This is a genomic window from Pseudomonas sp. 13B_3.2_Bac1 (genome assembly GCF_025466205.1).
GTDB classification, from domain to species: domain Bacteria; phylum Pseudomonadota; class Gammaproteobacteria; order Pseudomonadales; family Pseudomonadaceae; genus Aquipseudomonas; species Aquipseudomonas fluorescens_H.
In genome coordinates, this window is record NZ_JANLOG010000103.1 from 25,141 (window position 1) to 44,697 (window position 19,557).

The 19,557-nt window shown below is 62.5% G+C and carries 18 protein-coding genes; all 18 read left to right on the top strand.

The window, feature by feature from the left end:
* Nucleotides 1-64 precede the first annotated feature (64 nt).
* Nucleotides 65-1,276 (top strand): precorrin-6y C5,15-methyltransferase (decarboxylating) subunit CbiE, encoded by a 1,212-nt coding sequence (gene cbiE, locus NTD85_RS16020; RefSeq protein ID WP_262142655.1) that lies wholly within the window; start codon nt 65-67, stop codon nt 1,274-1,276.
* A complete protein-coding gene (locus NTD85_RS16025; RefSeq protein ID WP_262142656.1) occupies nt 1,269-2,366 on the top strand; it encodes a cobalt-precorrin-5B (C(1))-methyltransferase in 1,098 nt (365 codons plus the stop codon). The genes cbiE and NTD85_RS16025 overlap by 8 nt, the downstream gene beginning before the upstream one ends.
* Entirely contained in the window at nt 2,363-3,091 is a 729-nt protein-coding gene (locus NTD85_RS16030) for a cobalt-precorrin-6A reductase (protein ID WP_262142657.1), read from the top strand. The genes NTD85_RS16025 and NTD85_RS16030 overlap by 4 nt, the downstream gene beginning before the upstream one ends.
* Before the next feature lie 159 nt (nt 3,092-3,250).
* Nucleotides 3,251-3,553 (top strand): type II toxin-antitoxin system RelE/ParE family toxin, encoded by a 303-nt coding sequence (locus tag NTD85_RS16035; RefSeq protein ID WP_003221246.1) that lies wholly within the window; start codon nt 3,251-3,253, stop codon nt 3,551-3,553.
* Nucleotides 3,554-3,556: 3 nt separating this feature from the next.
* The gene (locus NTD85_RS16040; protein ID WP_003221244.1) at nt 3,557-3,847 is read left to right on the top strand and encodes an addiction module antidote protein; all 291 of its coding nucleotides are present in this window, start codon (nt 3,557-3,559) and stop codon (nt 3,845-3,847) included.
* 97 nt (nt 3,848-3,944) lie between these two features.
* Complete coding sequence (locus NTD85_RS16045; protein WP_003221242.1) at nt 3,945-4,343, top strand: DUF2946 domain-containing protein; 399 nt, start codon at nt 3,945-3,947, stop codon at nt 4,341-4,343.
* Between the two features lie 47 nt (nt 4,344-4,390).
* Nucleotides 4,391-4,870, top strand: coding sequence for a copper chaperone PCu(A)C (locus tag NTD85_RS16050; protein ID WP_103485965.1), 480 nt, complete (start codon nt 4,391-4,393; stop codon nt 4,868-4,870).
* A gap of 21 nt (nt 4,871-4,891) precedes the next feature.
* Entirely contained in the window at nt 4,892-5,338 is a 447-nt protein-coding gene (locus NTD85_RS16055; RefSeq protein WP_262142659.1) for a DUF2946 domain-containing protein, read from the top strand.
* Nucleotides 5,339-5,423: 85 nt separating this feature from the next.
* Nucleotides 5,424-7,544 carry a TonB-dependent copper receptor gene (locus tag NTD85_RS16060; protein ID WP_262142660.1) on the top strand — a complete coding sequence of 707 codons (2,121 nt, stop codon included), beginning with the start codon at nt 5,424-5,426 and terminating at the stop codon, nt 7,542-7,544.
* Between the two features lie 172 nt (nt 7,545-7,716).
* Nucleotides 7,717-9,096 (top strand): PepSY-associated TM helix domain-containing protein, encoded by a 1,380-nt coding sequence (locus NTD85_RS16065; protein WP_262142661.1) that lies wholly within the window; start codon nt 7,717-7,719, stop codon nt 9,094-9,096.
* A gap of 219 nt (nt 9,097-9,315) precedes the next feature.
* Complete coding sequence (locus NTD85_RS16070; RefSeq protein WP_262142662.1) at nt 9,316-11,439, top strand: TonB-dependent receptor; 2,124 nt, start codon at nt 9,316-9,318, stop codon at nt 11,437-11,439.
* A 114-nt stretch (nt 11,440-11,553) separates the two neighbouring features.
* Complete coding sequence (locus NTD85_RS16075; protein ID WP_262142663.1) at nt 11,554-12,342, top strand: ABC transporter ATP-binding protein; 789 nt, start codon at nt 11,554-11,556, stop codon at nt 12,340-12,342.
* Nucleotides 12,339-13,286, top strand: a complete 948-nt coding sequence (locus NTD85_RS16080; protein WP_262142664.1) for an ABC transporter substrate-binding protein — start codon at nt 12,339-12,341, stop codon at nt 13,284-13,286. Before NTD85_RS16075 ends, NTD85_RS16080 begins: the two co-directional genes overlap by 4 nt.
* Nucleotides 13,283-14,293 (top strand): FecCD family ABC transporter permease, encoded by a 1,011-nt coding sequence (locus NTD85_RS16085; protein ID WP_262142666.1) that lies wholly within the window; start codon nt 13,283-13,285, stop codon nt 14,291-14,293. Before NTD85_RS16080 ends, NTD85_RS16085 begins: the two co-directional genes overlap by 4 nt.
* Before the next feature lie 328 nt (nt 14,294-14,621).
* Complete coding sequence (urtA, locus tag NTD85_RS16095; protein WP_003221226.1) at nt 14,622-15,887, top strand: urea ABC transporter substrate-binding protein; 1,266 nt, start codon at nt 14,622-14,624, stop codon at nt 15,885-15,887.
* A gap of 163 nt (nt 15,888-16,050) precedes the next feature.
* Entirely contained in the window at nt 16,051-17,553 is a 1,503-nt protein-coding gene (urtB, locus tag NTD85_RS16100; protein WP_262142667.1) for an urea ABC transporter permease subunit UrtB, read from the top strand.
* Nucleotides 17,553-18,632: an urea ABC transporter permease subunit UrtC gene (gene urtC, locus NTD85_RS16105; protein ID WP_262142668.1), complete on the top strand. Its 1,080-nt coding sequence runs from the start codon at nt 17,553-17,555 to the stop codon at nt 18,630-18,632. The genes urtB and urtC overlap by 1 nt, the downstream gene beginning before the upstream one ends.
* On the top strand, nt 18,629-19,498 hold the full coding sequence (gene urtD, locus NTD85_RS16110) for an urea ABC transporter ATP-binding protein UrtD (RefSeq protein WP_401065072.1): 870 nt from the start codon (nt 18,629-18,631) through the stop codon (nt 19,496-19,498). Before urtC ends, urtD begins: the two co-directional genes overlap by 4 nt.
* The last annotated feature ends 59 nt before the right edge of the window (nt 19,499-19,557 follow it).

The window sequence follows — 19,557 nt, forward strand, 5'->3', positions numbered from 1 at the left end:
GTCAGATGCCGGCAGCCGCGTTATCATGCCGCCCTTGAAGATATACCCTGAATTAAGGAACGGCATGACACCCTGGCTGACGGTTGTGGGAATCGGTGAAGACGGCTTCAAGGGCCTGGGCAAAAACGCCCGGCGCGCCCTTATGAGCGCCTCGCGGATCATCGGCGGCCAGCGGCAACTGGACTTGCTGCCGGTGTGCATACGCGGCGAACGCGAACTGTGGCCGAGTCCGTTTTCTCTCGCGCCAGTACTGGAGCAGCGCAGCGCAGCCGTGTGCGTGCTGGCCAGCGGTGATCCAATGTTCTATGGCGTCGGCGCCAGCCTTGCGCGCCACGTGCCGAGCGCCGAGATGCTGATCCTGCCAGCGCCATCGTCCTGTTCGCTGGCCGCTGCACGCCTCGGCTGGCCGTTGCAGGATGTCGTGACACTGTCGCTGGTCGCACGGCCGCTGGCAGCACTCAATGCGCACCTGTTCAGCGGGGTGCGCCTGTTGTTGCTGAGCAATGACCGACAAAGTCCGGCGGCAGTCGCGGCGCTGCTGCGTGAGCGCGGTTTTGGTGGCAGTCGCCTGAGCGTTCTGGAGCACTTGGGCGGCGACGCCGAGCGGCGCATCGACGGTACTGCCAATGACTGGAATGAGCCAACGATTGCCGATCTGAATGTGATTGCCATCGAATGCCTGGCCGATGCGCTGGCACCGCGTCTGTCGCGTCTGGCCGGACTGCCCGACTCGGCATTCCAGCACGACGGCCAACAGACCAAACGCGATGTACGCGCCATCACCCTCGCCCGCCTCGCGCCGATCCCCGGCGAACTGCTGTGGGATGTCGGCGGCGGTTGCGGCTCGATCGGCATCGAATGGATGCGCGCGCACCCCAGCTGCCGCGCCATCGCCATCGAGGCGGACGCAGGCCGACAGGCCTTGATCGAACACAACCGCGACGCGCTGGGCGTACCCGGCCTGCAATTGGTGCGTGGCCGTGCGCCGCAGGCACTTGCCGGGCTGGAGCGACCCGACGCGATCTTCATCGGCGGCGGCGTGACCCGTGAAGGCGTGTTTGAAACCTGCTGGGATCAACTCAAGCCCGGTGGCCGACTGGTGGCCAACGCCGTGACCCTGCAAAGCGAAGTCACCCTGATGAACTGGCGCGAACGCCATGGCGGCGAACTGACCCGTATCCATGTCGCCCAGGCGCAACCGCTGGGCGAGTTCGACACCTGGCGTCAGGCGCTGCCGATCACCCTGCTGGATCTGGTTAAACCCTTCGATGCGTGACGAAACCGCCGAACAACCCGCGCCCCTGCGCAGCGGCCTGACCACCGGCAGCTGCGCCACCGCCACCAGCCTCGCCGCGGCACGCCTGCTGCTTGGCGGCACGTCGGCGGATGCAGTGCAAATCGTTTTGCCCAAAGGCAAGCAAGTGCAGATGCGCCTGGAGTTCTGCCGCTTGACCGCCGACGGCGCCGAGGCCGGGACGATCAAGGATGCGGGCGACGACCCGGACGTAACGCACGGTGCGCTGCTCTATTCGCAAGTGCGGCTGCTGGCCGAGCCGGGGATTCGCTTCATCGCGGGCGCAGGCGTCGGCACCGTGACCCGGCCGGGATTGGTGCTCGGCGTCGGTGAGCCGGCGATCAATCCGGTGCCGCGCAAGATGATCAGCGATCACCTGAGCCTGCTCGCCGCCGAAAGCGGTTATGGCGGCGGTTTCGAGATCACTGTCAATGTCGAAGGCGGCGAAGCGCTGGCGCTGAAAACCATGAACCCGCGCCTGGGCATTCTTGGCGGCCTGTCGATCCTCGGCACCAGCGGCATCGTCCGGCCGTTTTCCTGCGCGGCGTACATCGCCTCGATCCATCAGGGCATCGACGTGGCGAAAACCAACGGCTATCGGCACATCGCCGCGTGCACCGGCAACGCCAGCGAAGACACCATGCGCCGGGTCTACGACCTGCCGGAAATCGCCCTGATCGAAATGGGCGACTTTGTCGGCGCGGTGCTCAAGCATCTGCGCAAAGTGCCGGTGGATAAACTCAGCCTGTGCGGCGGCTTTGGCAAGATCAGCAAACTGGCGGCCGGGCACATGGATCTGCACTCGCGGCATTCCAGTATCGACCTGCCGCAACTGGCTGAATGGGCGGCGGCGATTGGCGCTGATCAGGCGTTGCAGCAGAGCATTCGTGAAGCGAACACCAGTCAGCAGGCCTTGGCGATGGCCAGCGCGGCGGGCATTGCCCTCGGCGATGAGGTCTGCCGCCACGCGCTGAATTTCGCCCGCAGCGTGGTGCCGGCGCAGGTGCAGGTCGAGGTGTTTGCGATTGATCGTCAGGGCGGCATCGTCGGCCATGCCGGAGGTTTTGCATGAAACGTATTCTGTTGCTCGGTGGCGTCACCGAAGCGCTGGCCATCGCCCGCACGCTGGGGCCAGAACACATTTACAGCCTGGCGGGCGTGGGCCGGGTGCCGACTGATCTGAGCTGCCAGGTGCGGGTCGGCGGCTACGGCGGCGCCGAAGGTCTGGCGAAGTTTATCGGCGCTGAAGGCATCGACCTGCTGCTCGACGCCACTCACCCCTACGCCGCACAAATCAGCCACAACGCCGCCCGCGCCGCGCAACTGTCCGGCATCCCCTGCTGGGCCCTGCGCCGCCCCGCGTGGCAGGCGCAGGCCGGTGACGACTGGCGCGAAGTCAGCGACTGGGCCGAACTGAGCGAAGCTCTCAAACCGTTCCGCCGCCCACTGTTCACCCTCGGCCGCGAACCACTGCAACACCTCGACGAAATCCCTGCCAACCAGTTCTGGACCCTGCGCGCCCTCGACGTCTACCCCGGCAACGAACGCTGCGAAGTCATCGGCGCCCGTGGGCCATTTCTGCTTGAAGAAGAACGCGCACTGTTCGAACGCCGGCAGATCGATGTGCTGATCAGCAAGAACAGCGGCAGCACCGCGACCGAGCCGAAACTGGAAGTGGCGCGCGAGTTGGGGGTACCGGTGCTTGTGTTGAAGCGGCCAGTCTTGCCGGGGGTTGATCGGGAGTTTGGATCTACGTCTGAAGTCCTTAATGCACTGCTGACGTCAGACTTTTCCTGATTTCGATTTAATCTGCGAATTAGCCGGCCTGTTTTGAGGAAGCAGCCGACTGTTCTTCGCTATTCCCTCACCCAATACTTCGGTTCCTTTAATCCATACAGGCAGACAACCGTCAAAAAGCGGCTTGCCAGTCTGTATCCCAAGGAATACGATCCTGACATGATCGAACTCGAACGATCCCGTATATTTTCCGAATGGCTCGACTCGTTGAAAGACATCATCGGCAAAGGCCGAATCATCTCCAGACTTCGAGCAGCCGAACATGGCAACTTTGGCGATTGCGGATTTGTCGGTGACACCGTTTACGAAATGCGTGTTCACTACGGCCCTGGTTACAGGATGTACTTCACTCGTCGAGACGAAGTGATTTATCTGCTGTTAATCGGGGGCGACAAATCGACACAACGGCGTGATATCAAGCGCGCCGTACAAATGGCACATAGCATCGGTAATGAGGAGTAAGTCATGACCGAAAAATTCACCCGTTTCGACGCCGCCGAGTACCTTAAAACCCCCGAGGACATGGCGGCTTATCTGGACGCTTGCTTTGACGATGATGAAGGCGATGGCGTCCTCATTCGTGCAGCACTGAATGACATAGCCCGAGCCCAGGGCATGACCCAAGTGGCACGTGATGCCGGCCTGGGTCGTGAAAGTCTGTATAAAGCGCTGAGCAGCACTGGTAACCCCGAATTCGCAACTATCATGAAGGTCATGAAGGCTTTGGGTTTGAGATTGCACGCCGTCGCGGTTTGATTGATCTGCGACACCAAACCGCACGACGCCTTTTTACTTATCGGCCCTGATCAGGCTAAATAGCCGCGCCTGATCGTCCACCCAACGGATCTGTCCCATGAACCGACACCGGCTCGCATTTGCCTGGATCGCCTGCTTCGCAGTGCTGTTCAACATGCTCGCCATGCCGATGACCGGGGCGATGGCGCAGGCGGCCAATTCACCGGCCGAACAGTTGCTGTGGAGCAGTTTCTGCACCGGTAGCGGGACGAAGATGGTGGCGATCAACATCGGCACCACGGAGCAGAAAGCCCCGTCCAACGACAGCCATTCCAACATGCAGCATTGCTGGTGTTGCTCGGGTTCCGCGCCGCTGGTGGCGTTGCCGGGCCATACGCCGCAGCTGTATTTCGCCCGCTACGAAAGCAATCGCAGCGTGGCGCCGCCCTCGTTGCAAACACCGACACCGCGCCAGCAATGGCCGAGCCTCAATCCCCGCGCCTCGCCTCTGGTCTGATCTGTCTCGCAATTGACCTGCGTTTCATATCGTTCCGGAGAACTGCCATGTTGAACAAACTCATCGTCATCGCTGCGCTGTTGCTGCCTGCGTGCTTCGCCCATGCCCACGAATACAAGGCCGGCGAGCTGGAAATCGCTCATCCTTGGTCGCAGGAGCTGCCGCCCAACGCGCCGACCGTCGCGGCTTATTTCGTGATCAGCAATCCCGGCAAGACCGACGACCGCCTGCTCAGCGTCGACTCGCCGATCACCGCCGAAGCGCAACTGCACGAACATGTGATGCAGGGCGACCTGATGAAAATGCAGCAGGTGCCCGACGTGGTGATTCCTGCCGGCGGCACGGTGACGTTCGCACCGATGGCCTATCACGTGATGCTGCTCAACCCGAAAGACCGCAGTCTGCTCAGCGACGGCAAACGCTTCCCGCTGACCCTGCATTTCGAGAAGGCCGGTGACGTGACCGTCGAGGTCGCGGTGCAGAAGAAACCTCCGCAAGAAACCCAGGCACACGATCACGCCCAGTAACCGATCCGGCTGACCACGCCCGTGCGCCCGCAACGCGCCGGGGCGTCCCGCCTGCATCGCCAGAGCCAGACTCTGACCCGCGGTAGCTGGATCGCCCTGTTCGCCATGTTGATGATCTTCATCGGCCCGCTGATTTCTCAGTCGATGCCGATGGATCAGCACGCCTCGACTTCCATGGCGATGCCCATGGACATGTCGATGACCATGCCGGGCATGGATCACGCCAAGCACGGTGCACAACCGGCTGCCGAACACTGTCCGCCGCAATCCTCGCACCACGCCCTGTGGGAAAAATGCGGTTATTGCAGCCTGCTGTTCAACTGCCCGGCGCTGACCGGTGGCGGCACTTTCGCCACGTTCAGCATCGCCCACGCCAACACCTTCACTCCACCCTCCCCGCGTCTGGGGCATGCCCGGCAGACCTTCTTCCCCGGCGCCCGAACCCGCGCCCCGCCCATCGCCGCGTAAACACCGCACCTTTGATTGCACACGGTTGAGAAGACAGCTTCAGGCTGCCGGCCGTGTCGTTTACGACTGTTTGATGGAAATTGTCATGTCCAGGTTTTCTGCTGTTCCACGTTTGAGCGCTGCTCGGGCGTCCTTTGCCTTGAACGAATCGCGCATTCGTTTCTCGCACGCCACCGCCGTCCTTTGCGGCGTCCTGCTGTCCCCGCTGGTGTTGGCCGATGACCACGCCGGGCACAACGAAGAACTGAGTCCGACGGTGATCACCGCGATCGCCCCGAGCTCGCCGCTGACCATCGTCACCAACCCCAAGGACCCGCGCCAACCGGTGCCGGCCAGTGACGGCGGCGATTACCTGAAGACCATTCCCGGCTTCGCCCTGGTGCGCAACGGCGGCACCAACGGTGATCCGGTGCTACGCGGGATGTTCGGTTCGCGGCTGAACATTCTCACCAACGGCAGCATGTTGCTCGGCGCCTGCCCCGGCCGCATGGACGCGCCGACCTCCTACATCTCGCCGGAAACCTACGACAAGCTCACGGTGATCAAAGGCCCGCAAACCGTGCTCTGGGGGCCGGGTGCCTCGGCCGGCACGGTGCTGTTCGACCGTGAACCGGAAAGCTTCGGCGAGCTCGGCACACGGGTGAATGCCAGCGTGCTGGCCGGCTCCAACGGACGCTTCGACAAGGTTGTCGACGCTGCTGCCGGCGGGCCTTTGGGCTATGTGCGAGTGATCGGCAACACCGCGCACTCCGACGACTATCGCGACGGCAACAACGCCACCGTGCCGTCGCGCTACGACAAGTGGAACGGTGACATCGCCGTCGGCTGGACCCCGGACGCCGACACCCTGATCGAACTGACGGCCGGCAAGGGCGACGGCGAAGCACGCTACGCCGGACGCGGCATGGACGGTTCGCAGTTCCTGCGCGAAAGCCTCGGCCTGCGCTTCGAAAAATCCAACATCACTGACGTGTTGGAAAAGCTCGAAGCACAGGTCTACTACAACTACGCCGACCACGTGATGGACAACTACACCCTGCGCACGCCGTCCGGCACCGGGATGATGGCCGGTCCCATGGCCTCCAACGTCGACCGTCGCACCCTCGGCGCGCGGATCAAGGCGACCTGGCGCTGGGCCGACATCCAATTGATCACCGGCCTCGATGCGCAGACCAACGAGCACCGCCAGCGCAGCGGCATGGGCATCGACACCTACAAGGATCAGCCCTACACCAAGGACGCCGATTTCCATAACTATGGCGTGTTCAGCGAAATGACCTGGTACGCCGCCGACCGTGATCGCCTGATCACTGGCGCCCGGGTCGACCGCGCTTCGGCCAGGGATTACCGACAGAGCATTGGTTCGGGAATGATGAGCAGCCCCAACCCGACCGCCGGCGAGACCCGCGCCGACACCCTGCCAAGTGGCTTCGTGCGTTATGAGCATGACCTGGCTGACAGCCCGGCCACGCTGTACGCCGGCCTCGGCCACGCGCAGCGCTTCCCGGATTACTGGGAGCTGTTTTCAGCGACGTCTGGCCCGGTCGGTTCGCTGAATGCGTTCGACTCGATCAAACCGGAGAAGACCACCCAGTTCGACTTCGGTGTGAACTACAAGACCGCTGAACTCGAAGCCTGGGCCTCGGGCTACATCGGCGTGGTGCGCGACTACATCCTGTTCGACTACACGCCGACGATGATGGGCATGAGCTCTTCGCGCGCGGAAAACATCGACGCACGGATCATGGGTGGCGAATTGGGCGCGGCGTACAAGCTCACCGAGCACTGGAAAGCCGATGCGACGCTGGCTTACGCCTGGGGCAAGAACAGCAGCGACGGCAAGGCCCTGCCACAAATGCCGCCGCTGGATGCGCGCTTCGGCCTGACCTACAGCGAAGACAACTGGAGCGCCGGGGCACTGTGGCGTGTGGTCGCGGCGCAAAACCGCATCGACCAGAACAAGGGCAACGTGGTCGGCAAGGACTACGACAAGAGCGGCGGGTTTGGCGTGTTCTCGCTCAACGGCGCGTACCGGATCAACAAGAACTGGAAGGTCAGCACCGGCGTCGACAACCTGTTCGGCAAGGCTTACGCCGAACACCTGAATCTGGCCGGTAACGCCGGTTTCGGCTACCCGGCCAACGACCCGCAAGCGATCAACGAGCCGGGGCGCACGCTCTGGACCAAGGTCGATATGAGTTTCTAACAGTCAAATCCCACCCTGTGGGAGCGAGCTTGCTCGCGAAGGGGACGGCACATCCAACATAGATGCAGCCTGATACGACGCCTTCGCGAGCAAGCCCGCTCCCACAGGAGTGCAGTGGTGAAACTCCCCATACAGAACAACGAAAAGATCCAAGCCAAGCGGAGCAAACGTGATGCAAAAGCCCAAAGCGAATTTCTACAACCTGGCCTGGCGCTGGCATTTCTATGCCGGATTGTTCGTCGCGCCCTTCATGGTGATGCTGGCCCTGACCGGCATCATCTACCTGTTCAAACCGCAACTCGACTCACTGATGTACAGCAGCCTGCTCAACGTCCCGGCCGGGCATCACACGGTGCCGGCCGATGATCTGCTGCAACGGGTCAAGAGCGCTTATCCACAGGGTCAGATCACCCAGTACCTGCCGCCGGCCAACGCCGAGCGCAGCGCTCAGTTTGTCGTCAAGAATGAGGGTCATGAACTCAACGTATTCATCGATCCGTACCACGGCGACATCCTCGGCGAGCAGGATGCGAAGAAAAATCTGCAAGCCGTCGCCCGCGCCATTCACGGCGAATTGATGATCGGCACGGTGGGTGATCGCCTGATCGAACTCGCCGCCGGTTGGGGCGTGGTGCTGGTGGTATCGGGGGTCTTTCTGTGGTGGCCGCGCGGTCAGGCGGCGGGGATTCTGTGGCCTCGCCTGAACAGTCGCGGCCGGGTGTTGTGGCGTGATCTGCACGCGGTCACCGGGTTCTGGGGCGCGGCATTGCTGCTGGTGATGCTGCTCAGCGGCATGACCTGGACCGGCTTCTGGGGCAAGCAGTACGCCCAGGTGTGGAACGTGTTCCCGGCCGCGATGTGGAACAACGTGCCGACCTCCGACGTCGAGGCCGGCAGCCTGAACAACGCCGCGCGTCAGACCGTGCCATGGGCGATGGAAAACACGCCGATGCCGATGTCCGGCGACCACGCCGAACACATGGCCCACGGCGGCATGCAACACGGCCCCGCCGCACCCGCGATCAGCCTGCAAGACGTGCAGAACATTGCCGTTGAACGCAAGGTCGAACCCGGCTACAGCATCACCCTGCCGACCACCGCGACCGGGGTGTTCACCATTGCCGTGTTTGCCGACGACCCGCGTAACGATGCGACCCTGCATGTCGATCAGTACACCGGCAAGGTCCTCGCCGATGTGCGTTTCGAGCAGTACGGCGCGGTGGCGCGGGCCACGGAAATCGGCGTGATGCTCCACGAAGGCAAGATGTTCGGCACCTCCAACCAGATTGTCGTGCTGCTGATCTGCCTGATGATTCTGCTCAGCGCCGTCAGCGGTGTGGTGATCTGGTGGAAGCGTCGTCCGCAGGGCAAGTTCGGCGTACCGCCGCTGCGCCATGACCTGCCGAAGTGGAAAACCGGGGTGGCGATCATGCTGGTGCTGGCCGTGATCTTCCCGCTGGTGGGGGCTTCGCTGGTGCTGGTGTGGTTGCTGGATCGGCTACTGTTGTCGCGTTTGGGCCGCCAAGCTGAATCTGCCTCAACTTCATCATGAAGCAGGCGAGATGCGCGTTTTAGACAGATCTTTAAACTGCCGGGGCTTAAACTCCGGCAGATTCCTGTGGGAGCGGGCTTGCTCGCGAAGGCGCAGTGTCATGCAACGAACAGGGTGTCTGACACGCCCTCTTCGCGAGCAAGCCCGCTCCCACAATTGCCGCTCTGCCCGCCACCAAAAGTGGTGGGCTGTCTTTTGAAGAAGTGATTCACCGCCCCGATGAACAAGTACCTCTTGTCCAGCCTCTGCCTGTTCGCCCTGAACAACGCCAGCGCCGATGGCCAACCGTTGACGCTGCCCACCGGAACCATCAGCGCCCCGGCCATGGATGACGAAAACGTCAGCCTGACCACACCGACCACCGCTGGTTCGCGCCTGAACCTGACGGCCATGGAAACCCCGGCCAGCGTCGAAAGCCTCAGCGGCGAGCAGGTGCGCGCCCGTGGCGATCGCAGCGTGCAGGACGCCGTGTCACGCAGCACCGGCATCAGCCGCACCGGCACCCCGGGCGATGGCGGCACCTCGTTGCAGGCACGCGGTTTTACCGGGCAGAGTTCGGTGATGCAGTTGTATGACGGCAACCGGATGTACAGCGGCATGGGCACCGTGACCTTTCCGGTCGACACCTGGTCGGTAGCGCGCGTCGACGTGCTGCGCGGTCCGGCCTCGGTGCTGTACGGCGAAGGCGCGACCGGTGCGGTGGTCAACGTGATCCCGAAGAAACCGTTCGAGGGCGAAATCGAAAACCACCTGCGCGTCGGCTACGGTTCCTACGACAGCCAGCAACAGGCGTTCGACAGCGGCGGCTCGCTGAGCGACACCCTGAGCTATCGCCTCAATCTCAATCGTCTGCGCAGCAACGGCTGGATCGATCGCGGCGACTCCTCCAGCGACTTCATCAGCGCCGCCCTGCGCTGGCAAGCCACCGACGACCTGACCTTCACCCTCGCCCACGACTATGGCGACCAGCGTCCGCAGAACTACTTCGGCACGCCGTTGATCAACGGCCAATTGCAAGACAGCCTGCGCAACAAGAACTACAACGTGCGTGACGACCAGCAGCACTACAACGATCAGTGGACGCGTCTGACCAGCGACTGGCAGATCAACGACGCGGTCAGCGCCAGCAATGAGCTGTATTACGTCAAGGCCCAGCGCCGCTGGCAGAACGCCGAGAACTACAACTTCGACGCCGCCACGCAACAACTCAGCCGCAGCGGCTACTTCGGCATTGGCCACCAGCAAGAGCAGGTCGGCGACCGCCAGACCTTCACCTTCAAACACTCGCTGTTCGGCCTCGACAGCCAGACCGTGACCGGCGTCGATTACAACCGCATCCGTTTCCAGCTCAACAGCAACTCACCGTTCAACGATGTGCTGCCGAACGGTCAGGCGCTGGACCTGTATCACCCGCAACCGGGCTATTTCGAAAGCGCCAACCCGTACCGCGACCAATTCGACAGCACCACCAGACAGATGTCAGTGTTCGCTGAAAACCGCACGCAACTGAGCGAGCGCTGGTCGCTGGTGACCGGCGTGCGCCGTGATTACGTGCATGTGGATCGCAACAACCTGGTCGATGGCAGCCAGAGCGACAAGACCCTGACCGGCAACAACTGGAAGGCCGGACTGGTGTTTGCCCTGACGCCGCAGACCTCGTTCTACGGCCAGGTCGCGACCAGCACCGACGGCATCGGTGGCTTGATTTCGCTGAGCCCGAGCCAGCAGCAATACGACCTGTCGACCGCGCGGCAGACAGAAATCGGCATGAAGCAGTTGTTCTGGGATCAGCGCGGCGAGTTCACCCTGGCGGCCTATCGCATCGTCAAAAAGAAACTGCTGACCGACGATCCGGGCAACCCGACGCTCAAGCAGCAAGTCGGCCAGCAATCGTCCAACGGCCTGGAAGCCAGCCTCGATCTGCAACTGCCGCACGCCTGGCAACTGCAGGCCAACGCGGCGATTGTGAAAGCCAGGTACGATGACTTCTCCGAAGTGGTCAACGGGCAAACCCTGTCGTACAACGGCAATCGCCCGGTGGATGTGCCGCGTCGAACGGCCAATCTGTGGCTGAATAAAAACCTCCGCGATGACCTGAAGGCCGGCGCCGGCGTGCGTTATGTCGATGCGCGTTACGCCGACATGGCCAATCGCAACGAGCTGCCGAGTTACACCGTGGTCGATGCGACGCTGTCGTGGAAAGCCTTGCGCAACACTACGCTGGGCCTGCAGGTGAACAATCTGTTTGACCGCCAGTACGCACAAAGCCAATACAATGAGGGCCAGCAGTGGATTCTCGGCGAACCGAGATCGTTCTTCGTCACGGCCGATTACACCTTTTGATTCATGGCCCTCTTCGCGAGCAAGCCCGCTCCCACATTGAAACGCGATCAACTGTGGGAGCGGGCTTGCTCGCGAAGGCGTCATCAGCAACGCCAGATATTTCAGAGTAGAAGCATGACCTCGCTAAACCTCACCAACCTCGCCTGGACACCCCTGGGCCACGGCCACTGCCATCACCAGTTCCAGCTGCGTGACGCTTCGTTGCAGGTGGCTGCCGGTGAGTTCGTCGGGCTGATCGGCCCCAACGGCAGCGGCAAGACCAGCCTGCTGCGGTGCGCCTATCGCTTCAGTCAGCCGGAAAGCGGTGAGGTCAGACTCGATCACCACAACGTGTGGAAGCAGTCCTCACGCTGGTGCGCAAAACGCATCGCCGTGGTCCTCCAGGAATTCCCCGATGCCTTTGGCCTGACCGTCGAAGAAGTGGTCGCCATGGGCCGCACGCCGCACAAACGCCTGTTCGATGGCGACACGCTGGAAGATCGCAATCTGGCGACGCATGCGCTCACATCCGTCGGCCTCGACGGCTTCGAAGACCATGCGTTCGCCACGCTGTCCGGCGGTGAAAAACAGCGGGTGATCCTTGCCCGCGCCCTGACCCAGCAACCGCAACTGTTGATCCTCGACGAGCCGACCAACCACCTCGACCCGCGTTATCAGCTTGAGCTGCTGCAACTGGTCAAACGCCTGCAGATCGGTACCCTCGCCAGCATCCACGACCTGAACCTCGCGGCCGCCTTCTGCGACCGACTGTACGTGATCAACCACGGACGGATCGTCGCCAGCGGCACGCCGCAGCAAGTACTGACCGCCGAACTGCTGCGCGACGTGTTCGGCGTCGAAGCGTTGATCGACTCCCACCCCCTCCACGACTACCCGCGAATCACCTGGATAACCCGACCATGACTGTGCGTTCCCTGCTTTGCGTCGCTCTTTTGTTGTGCAGTGCCCAGGCCTTCGCCGAAGCCACGAAGTACCCGCTGACGATCCATAGCTGCAACCGCGAAGTGACCTTCAAGCAGGCGCCGAAACACGCGGTCAGTCACGACATCAACATGACCCAGATGATGCTCGCCCTCGGCCTCAAATCGCGCATGGCCGGGTACAGCGGTGTCAGTGGCTGGAAGTCGGTGACGCCCGCGATGCAGTCGCTGCTCGACGGCTTGCCGGAACTGGCCGCGAAATATCCGTCGGTGGAAACCCTGCTCAACGCCAACGTCGATTTCTTCTTCGCCGGTTGGGATTACGGCATGCGCGTCGGCGGCGATCTCACCCCGCAGACCCTGCAACCGCTGGGCATCAACGTGTATGAGCTGACCGAGTCCTGCGCCTTCGTGATGAAACGCCCGGCGGCGACGCTGGACGACACCTATAACGACCTGCGCAACCTCGGGAAGATTTTCGACGTGCAGGATCGCGCCAACGCACTGATCGCCGACATGCAGAATCAGGTCATCGAAATCCGCAAAGACCTGCCCGCCGACAAGCCACGCGTGTTTCTCTACGACAGCGGCGAAGACCGCGCCATGACTTCCGGGCGTCTCGGCATGCCGCAGGCACTGATCGACGCGGCCGGCGGGCGCAACATTCTCGATGACGTCGAAGCAAGCTGGACCCGGGTCAATTGGGAGACTGTGGTCGAACGCAATCCACAGGTGATCGTGATCGTCGATTACAGCGAAATCACCGCCGAGCAGAAGATCGAATTCCTGCTGAAGAACCCGGCGCTGCAATCGGTGGATGCGATCAAGAACCAGCGTTTCATCGTCATCCCCTACGTGCAGGCCACGCCGGGGATCGATAACGTGCTGGCGGTGGAAACCCTGGCCAAGGGGTTCCACGGCGAATGATCGACCGGCGCTACGCCCTGTTGTTGACCGCCCTCGGCGCCGTGTTGCTGGTGTCGTGCGTGGTGTCGCTCGGCTTTGGTCCGGCGCGGGTGCCGGTGGACGTGGTGTGGCGGATTCTGCTGCACAAGGCCTTCGGTCTCGGCGAGGTGAGCTGGAGCGCCGGGCAGGAACACATCGTCTGGCTGATCCGCGTGCCGCGCATGTTGCTCGGGGCGTTGGTCGGCGCCGGGCTGGCGTTGATCGGCGCGGTGCTGCAAGCGGTGACGCGCAATCCACTGGCCGACCCGCACCTGCTTGGCGTCACCTCCGGCGCGACCCTCGGCGCCGTGATCGTGGTGCTGCACATCGGTGAAATCGTCGGCCTGCTGACCTTGCCGATTGCCGCATTCATCGGTGCCTTGCTGAGCATGTTTCTGGTGCTGGGCATTGCCAACCGTCAGGGCCGGCTCGACAGCGACCGGTTGCTGCTGTGCGGCGTGGCGGTGTCGTTCGTGATGATGGCAATCGCCAATCTGCTGCTGTTCATGGGCGACCATCGCGCCAGCTCGGCGGTGATGTTCTGGATGCTCGGCGGCCTCGGGCTGGCGCGCTGGGAGCTGCTGACGGTGCCGGCGCTGAGTGTGTTGCTCGGCCTCGGTTTGCTGCTGGGCATGGCTCGGCCATTGAATGCATTGATGGCCGGCGAACAGACCGCCGTCACCCTCGGCCTGAATGCCCGCGCGGTGCGCCTGCGGGTGTTTGTGATCGCGTCCTTGATGACCGGGGTGCTGGTGTCGATCAGCGGCTCGATCGGTTTTGTCGGGCTGATGGTGCCGCACATTGCCCGGCGTCTGGTCGGTGCCGAACACCGGCGACTGCTGCCGGCCTGCGTACTGCTCGGCAGCCTGTTCCTGGTGTGGGTCGATGTCGCCGCGCGCACCCTGATCGCGCCGGAAGACCTGCCCATCGGCGTTGCCACCGCGGCTATCGGCGGCCTGTTCTTCATCGGCCTGATGCGCCGCCGCTGACACAACAAACATAAAAAACTGTGGGAGCGAGCCTGCTCGCGAAGAGGGCGTGCCAGCCAACTTCATTTTTGAATGACCCACCGCATTCGCGAGCAAGCCCGCTCCCACAGTGAACGGCATTGTTTGCGAAATCGGCGCCCTAATCTGGCGCATACGAATGCACCGTCACACGCGACTCGTCCCTTCATGGTGCACCCCGCCCGCGCGCAACCGCTCTAAACCGACATTTTCCTGCCCGATCCCGACCGGGCACAGCCCTTGCAAAACAGTCTTCAGTCGTCCGCATCTGCCAACCATAAAAAACTTTAATGTTCATGGAGATCGCACAATGAAGCGTCGCAGTTTGATCAAGGCTTTCACACTCACGGCATCCATTGCCGCGATGGGCATGACCTGGACTGTCCAGGCCGCCGAGACCATCAAGGTCGGTATCCTGCATTCGTTGTCCGGGACCATGGCGATCTCCGAAACATCGCTCAAAGACATGGCGCTGATGACCATCGACGAAATCAACGCCAAGGGCGGCGTGAACGGCAAGATGCTCGAACCGGTGGTGGTCGACCCCGCGTCGAACTGGCCGCTGTTCGCCGAGAAGGGCCGGCAGTTGCTGACGCAGGACAAGGTCGCGGTGGTGTTCGGTTGCTGGACCTCGGTATCACGTAAATCGGTACTGCCGGTGTTCGAAGAACTCAACGGCCTGCTGTTCTACCCGGTGCAGTACGAAGGCGAAGAGATGTCGCCGAACGTGTTCTACACCGGCGCCGCACCGAACCAGCAGGCGATTCCGGCGGTGGAATACCTGATGAGCGAAGAAGGCGGCAGCGCCAAGCGTTTCTTCCTGCTCGGCACCGACTACGTCTACCCGCGCACCACCAACAAGATCCTGCGCTCGTTCCTGCATTCCAAAGGCGTGGCCGACAAGGACATCGAAGAGGTCTACACCCCGTTCGGTCACAGCGACTATCAAACCATCGTCGCCAACATCAAGAAATTCTCCGCCGGTGGCAAGACCGCTGTGATCTCTACGGTCAACGGCGACTCCAACGTGCCGTTCTACAAAGAGCTGGCCAACCAGGGCCTGAAGGCTACCGACGTACCGGTGGTGGCGTTCTCGGTGGGTGAAGAAGAGCTGCGCGGCATCGACACCAAACCGCTGGTGGGCAACCTCGCGGCGTGGAACTACTTCGAGTCCGTGGAGAACCCGGTAAACAAGAAGTTCGTCGCTGACTGGAAGGCCTACGCGAAGAAACACAACCTGCCGGGCGCCGACAAAGCGGTGACCAACGACCCGATGGAAGCCACCTACGTCGGCATCCACATGTGGGCGCAAGCCGTTGAAAAAGCCAAGTCCACCGACGTCGACAAAGTCCGCGAAGCACTGGCTGGCCAGACCTTTGCCGCACCGTCCGGTTACACCCTGACCATGGACAAGACCAATCACCACCTGCACAAACCGGTGATGATCGGCGAGATCCAGGCTGACGGTCAGTTCAACGTGGTCTGGCAGACCGAAGGCCCGATCCGTGCCCAGCCGTGGAGCCCGTTTATCGATGGCAACGACAAGAAGCCGGATTATGCGGTGAAGAGCAACTGAGCCATTGGGTGTCGGGCTGTTAAGACTTTCAGTCCGACACACTCCCCCTGTGGGAGCGGGCTTGCTCGCGAAAGCAGTTCGTCATTCAACTTAAATGCAAGCTGACACACCGCTTTCGCGAGCAAGCCCGCTCCCACAATTAGTCCGCGCAAGGCGACTCTTTATGCCGACTACCCTTTACCGCTTCATCCTCGTCATCGCACTTCTGTTGCCGATGACTGCCTTTGCCGGCGACGCCGAAGACTTCGTCGCCGCCAATCCCGTGCAGCAAGCCAAACTGCTCGAAGCCTGGGCCGCGCAGCCCGAGCCGGCGCGTGTCGAGCTGATCAACGCCCTGCAACAAGGCGAATTGACCCTCGACGGCCAGCCGAAAACCCTGCGCCTGAACAACCGCCTGCGGGGTCTGATCGACACCGCTTTGGCCAGCCACCAATTGCTCGCCGCCGACGCCAAAATCCGTCTGACTGCTGCGCAGCAATTGCAGAAAAGCGCGAAACCCGCGCAGCTGAAATTCCTCGACCAGCAACTGGCTGGCGAAAAAGATGAGAACGTCCACGCCGCCCTGAGCCTGGCCCTGGCCAACCTGCAATTGGTGGACAGCGACCCGGCAGTGCGTCTGGCCGCCGTGCGCCTGCTCGGTGAAACCGGCGATCCCTTGGCCCGCACCCGCCTCGAAGGCCTGCTCGAACCCGGCGTCGAAAGCGATGCCGGCGTGCGCACCGCCGCCGAAACCAGTCTGGCGCAGGTGAAACACAAATTGCTGGTCGGCGAAATCCTCGGTGAAGCTTTCAGCGGCATGTCCCTCGGTTCGATTCTGCTGCTCGCGGCACTCGGTCTGGCGATCACCTTCGGCCTGCTTGGGGTGATCAACATGGCCCACGGCGAGATGCTGATGCTCGGCGCCTACTCGACCTACGTGGTGCAGCTGATGTTCCAGCGCTACGCCCCGCAAGCCATCGAGTTCTATCCGCTGATCGCGCTGCCGGTGGCGTTCTTCGTCACGGCGGCGATCGGCATGGCGCTGGAACGCACGGTGATTCGTCATCTCTACGGCCGGCCGCTGGAAACCCTGCTCGCCACCTGGGGCATCAGCCTGATGCTGATCCAGTTGGTACGCCTGCTGTTCGGAGCGCAGAACGTCGAGGTGGCGAACCCGGCGTGGCTGTCCGGCGGGATTCAGGTGCTGCCGAATCTGGTGCTGCCGTACAACCGCATCGTGATCATCGCCTTCGCTTTGTTCGTGGTGGTGCTGACCTGGCTGCTGCTGAACAAGACCCGCCTCGGCCTCAACGTGCGAGCGGTCACGCAGAACCGCAACATGGCCGCCTGCTGCGGCGTGCCGACCGGGCGCGTCGACATGCTCGCCTTCGGCCTCGGCTCGGGCATCGCCGGCCTCGGTGGCGTGGCGCTGAGCCAGATCGGCAACGTCGGCCCGGACCTGGGCCAGAGCTACATCATCGACTCGTTCCTGGTGGTGGTGCTCGGTGGCGTCGGCCAACTCGCCGGCAGCGTGCTGGCCGCGTTCGGGCTGGGCATCGCCAACAAGATTCTCGAACCGCAGATCGGTGCGGTACTCGGCAAGATCCTGATCCTCGCGCTGATCATTCTGTTCATCCAGAAACGTCCGCAAGGCCTCTTCGCACTGAAAGGACGGGTGATCGACTGATGAACCAGCCTCTACTTGTCACGGCCACGCAAAAGGCCGGGCCGAAACTCACCCTTGCCATCGGCGCGGTGATCCTCGTGCTGCTGATTGCCCTGCCGCTGCTCTCGCTGTTGGCACCGGACAGCACGCTGCATGTGTCGGCGTATACGCTGACGCTGGTCGGCAAAATCCTCTGCTACGCCATCGTCGCTCTGGCGCTGGATCTGGTCTGGGGCTACGCCGGGCTGCTGTCGCTGGGGCACGGCCTGTTCTTCGCCCTCGGCGGTTACGCGATGGGCATGTACCTGATGCGTCAGGCGGCCGGTGATGGTTTGCCGGCGTTCATGACCTTCCTGTCGTGGACCGAATTGCCGTGGTACTGGAGCGGCACCAGCAGTTTTATCTGGTCGATGTGTCTGGTGGTGCTGGCACCGGGTCTGCTGGCGCTGGTGTTCGGCTTCTTCGCCTTCCGCTCGCGGATCAAGGGCGTGTATTTCTCGATCATGACCCAGGCCCTGACGTTCGCCGGGATGCTCCTGTTTTTCCGCAACGAGACCGGCTTCGGTGGTAACAACGGCTTCACCAATTTCCGCACGATTCTCGGTTTCGGCATCACTGAGCCGGGCACCCGCGCGGTGCTGTTTCTGGCCACCGTGCTGTTGCTGGTTGCGAGCCTGTTCATCGGTTGGCGGTTGGCGCAGAGCAAGTTCGGCCGGGTGCTGACCGCGCTGCGCGATGCGGAAAACCGCCTGATGTTCTGCGGCTACGACCCGCGCGGCTTCAAGCTGTTCGTCTGGGTCTTGAGCGCGGTGTTGTGTGGTCTCGCCGGGGCGTTGTATGTGCCGCAAGTAGGCATCATCAACCCGAGCGAAATGTCGCCGACCAACTCCATCGAAGCGGCAGTGTGGGTCGCCCTCGGCGGTCGTGGCACGCTGATCGGGCCGCTGCTCGGTGCTGGCGTGGTCAACGGCATGAAGAGCTGGTTCACCGTGGCCTTCCCCGAATACTGGCTGTTCTTCCTCGGTGCGCTGTTCATCGTCGTGACGTTGTATTTGCCCAAAGGCGTGATCGGCCTGCTGAAGAAACGAGGTGAACAATGAGAGTCACTGCGAGTGCTGAATTCATGCTCGAACCGGCGTTTTTCCCCGTGGAGCCGAACAAGGACGAAGGCACCAGCCGCGACTCGATCGGCCTCGGCCAGCGCGTCGGCCCGGGCCTCGACACCCGGCACGGCACGATCCTGACCCTGGAAGACATCAGCGTCAGCTTCGACGGCTTCCGCGCCTTGAACAATCTGAACCTGTACATCGGCGTCGGCGAACTGCGCTGCATCATCGGCCCCAACGGCGCGGGCAAGACCACGCTGATGGACGTGATCACCGGCAAGACCCGCCCCAGCCACGGCAAAGCCTGGTTCGGCGAAACCCTGGATCTGACGCAGATGAGCGAAGTGCAGATCGCCCAGGCCGGGATCGGGCGCAAGTTCCAGAAACCGACGGTGTTCGAAGCCCTCAGCGTGTTCGAGAACCTGGAGCTGGCGCAGAAGACCGACAAGTCGGTCTGGGCCAGTTTGCGCGCGCGTCTGAGCGGTGAGCAGAAGGATCGCATCAGCGAAGTGCTGGAAACCATTCGCCTGACGGCCTCGGTCAATCGCCCTGCCGGACTGCTGTCCCACGGTCAGAAGCAGTTTCTGGAGATCGGCATGTTGCTGATGCAGGACCCGCAACTGCTGCTGCTCGACGAGCCGGTGGCGGGCATGACCGATGCCGAAACCGAATTCACCGCCGAGCTGTTCAAGTCGCTGGCCGGCAAGCATTCGCTGATGGTGGTGGAGCACGACATGGGCTTCGTCGGCTCGATTGCCGACCATGTGACGGTGCTGCATCAGGGCAGCGTACTGGCGGAAGGATCGCTGGAGCAGGTGCAGGAAAACGAGCGGGTGATCGAGGTCTACCTCGGCCGCTGACGATCCATCCCCTGTGTAGGAGCTGCCGCAGGCTGCGATCTTTTGATCTTGTTTTTAAG

Excerpts from the sequence above, each read along its gene's own strand:
- cbiE (WP_262142655.1), top strand. The coding sequence starts at position 65 with ATGACACCCTGGCTGACGGTTGTGGGAATCGGTGAAGACGGCTTCAAG.
- NTD85_RS16025 (WP_262142656.1), top strand. The coding sequence starts at position 1,269 with ATGCGTGACGAAACCGCCGAACAACCCGCGCCCCTGCGCAGCGGCCTG.
- NTD85_RS16030 (WP_262142657.1), top strand. The coding sequence starts at position 2,363 with ATGAAACGTATTCTGTTGCTCGGTGGCGTCACCGAAGCGCTGGCCATC.
- NTD85_RS16035 (WP_003221246.1), top strand. The coding sequence starts at position 3,251 with ATGATCGAACTCGAACGATCCCGTATATTTTCCGAATGGCTCGACTCG.
- NTD85_RS16040 (WP_003221244.1), top strand. The coding sequence starts at position 3,557 with ATGACCGAAAAATTCACCCGTTTCGACGCCGCCGAGTACCTTAAAACC.
- NTD85_RS16045 (WP_003221242.1), top strand. The coding sequence starts at position 3,945 with ATGAACCGACACCGGCTCGCATTTGCCTGGATCGCCTGCTTCGCAGTG.
- NTD85_RS16050 (WP_103485965.1), top strand. The coding sequence starts at position 4,391 with ATGTTGAACAAACTCATCGTCATCGCTGCGCTGTTGCTGCCTGCGTGC.
- NTD85_RS16060 (WP_262142660.1), top strand. The coding sequence starts at position 5,424 with ATGTCCAGGTTTTCTGCTGTTCCACGTTTGAGCGCTGCTCGGGCGTCC.
- NTD85_RS16065 (WP_262142661.1), top strand. The coding sequence starts at position 7,717 with ATGCAAAAGCCCAAAGCGAATTTCTACAACCTGGCCTGGCGCTGGCAT.
- NTD85_RS16070 (WP_262142662.1), top strand. The coding sequence starts at position 9,316 with ATGAACAAGTACCTCTTGTCCAGCCTCTGCCTGTTCGCCCTGAACAAC.
- NTD85_RS16075 (WP_262142663.1), top strand. The coding sequence starts at position 11,554 with ATGACCTCGCTAAACCTCACCAACCTCGCCTGGACACCCCTGGGCCAC.
- NTD85_RS16080 (WP_262142664.1), top strand. The coding sequence starts at position 12,339 with ATGACTGTGCGTTCCCTGCTTTGCGTCGCTCTTTTGTTGTGCAGTGCC.
- NTD85_RS16085 (WP_262142666.1), top strand. The coding sequence starts at position 13,283 with ATGATCGACCGGCGCTACGCCCTGTTGTTGACCGCCCTCGGCGCCGTG.
- urtA (WP_003221226.1), top strand. The coding sequence starts at position 14,622 with ATGAAGCGTCGCAGTTTGATCAAGGCTTTCACACTCACGGCATCCATT.
- urtB (WP_262142667.1), top strand. The coding sequence starts at position 16,051 with ATGCCGACTACCCTTTACCGCTTCATCCTCGTCATCGCACTTCTGTTG.
- urtC (WP_262142668.1), top strand. The coding sequence starts at position 17,553 with ATGAACCAGCCTCTACTTGTCACGGCCACGCAAAAGGCCGGGCCGAAA.
- urtD (WP_401065072.1), top strand. The coding sequence starts at position 18,629 with ATGAGAGTCACTGCGAGTGCTGAATTCATGCTCGAACCGGCGTTTTTC.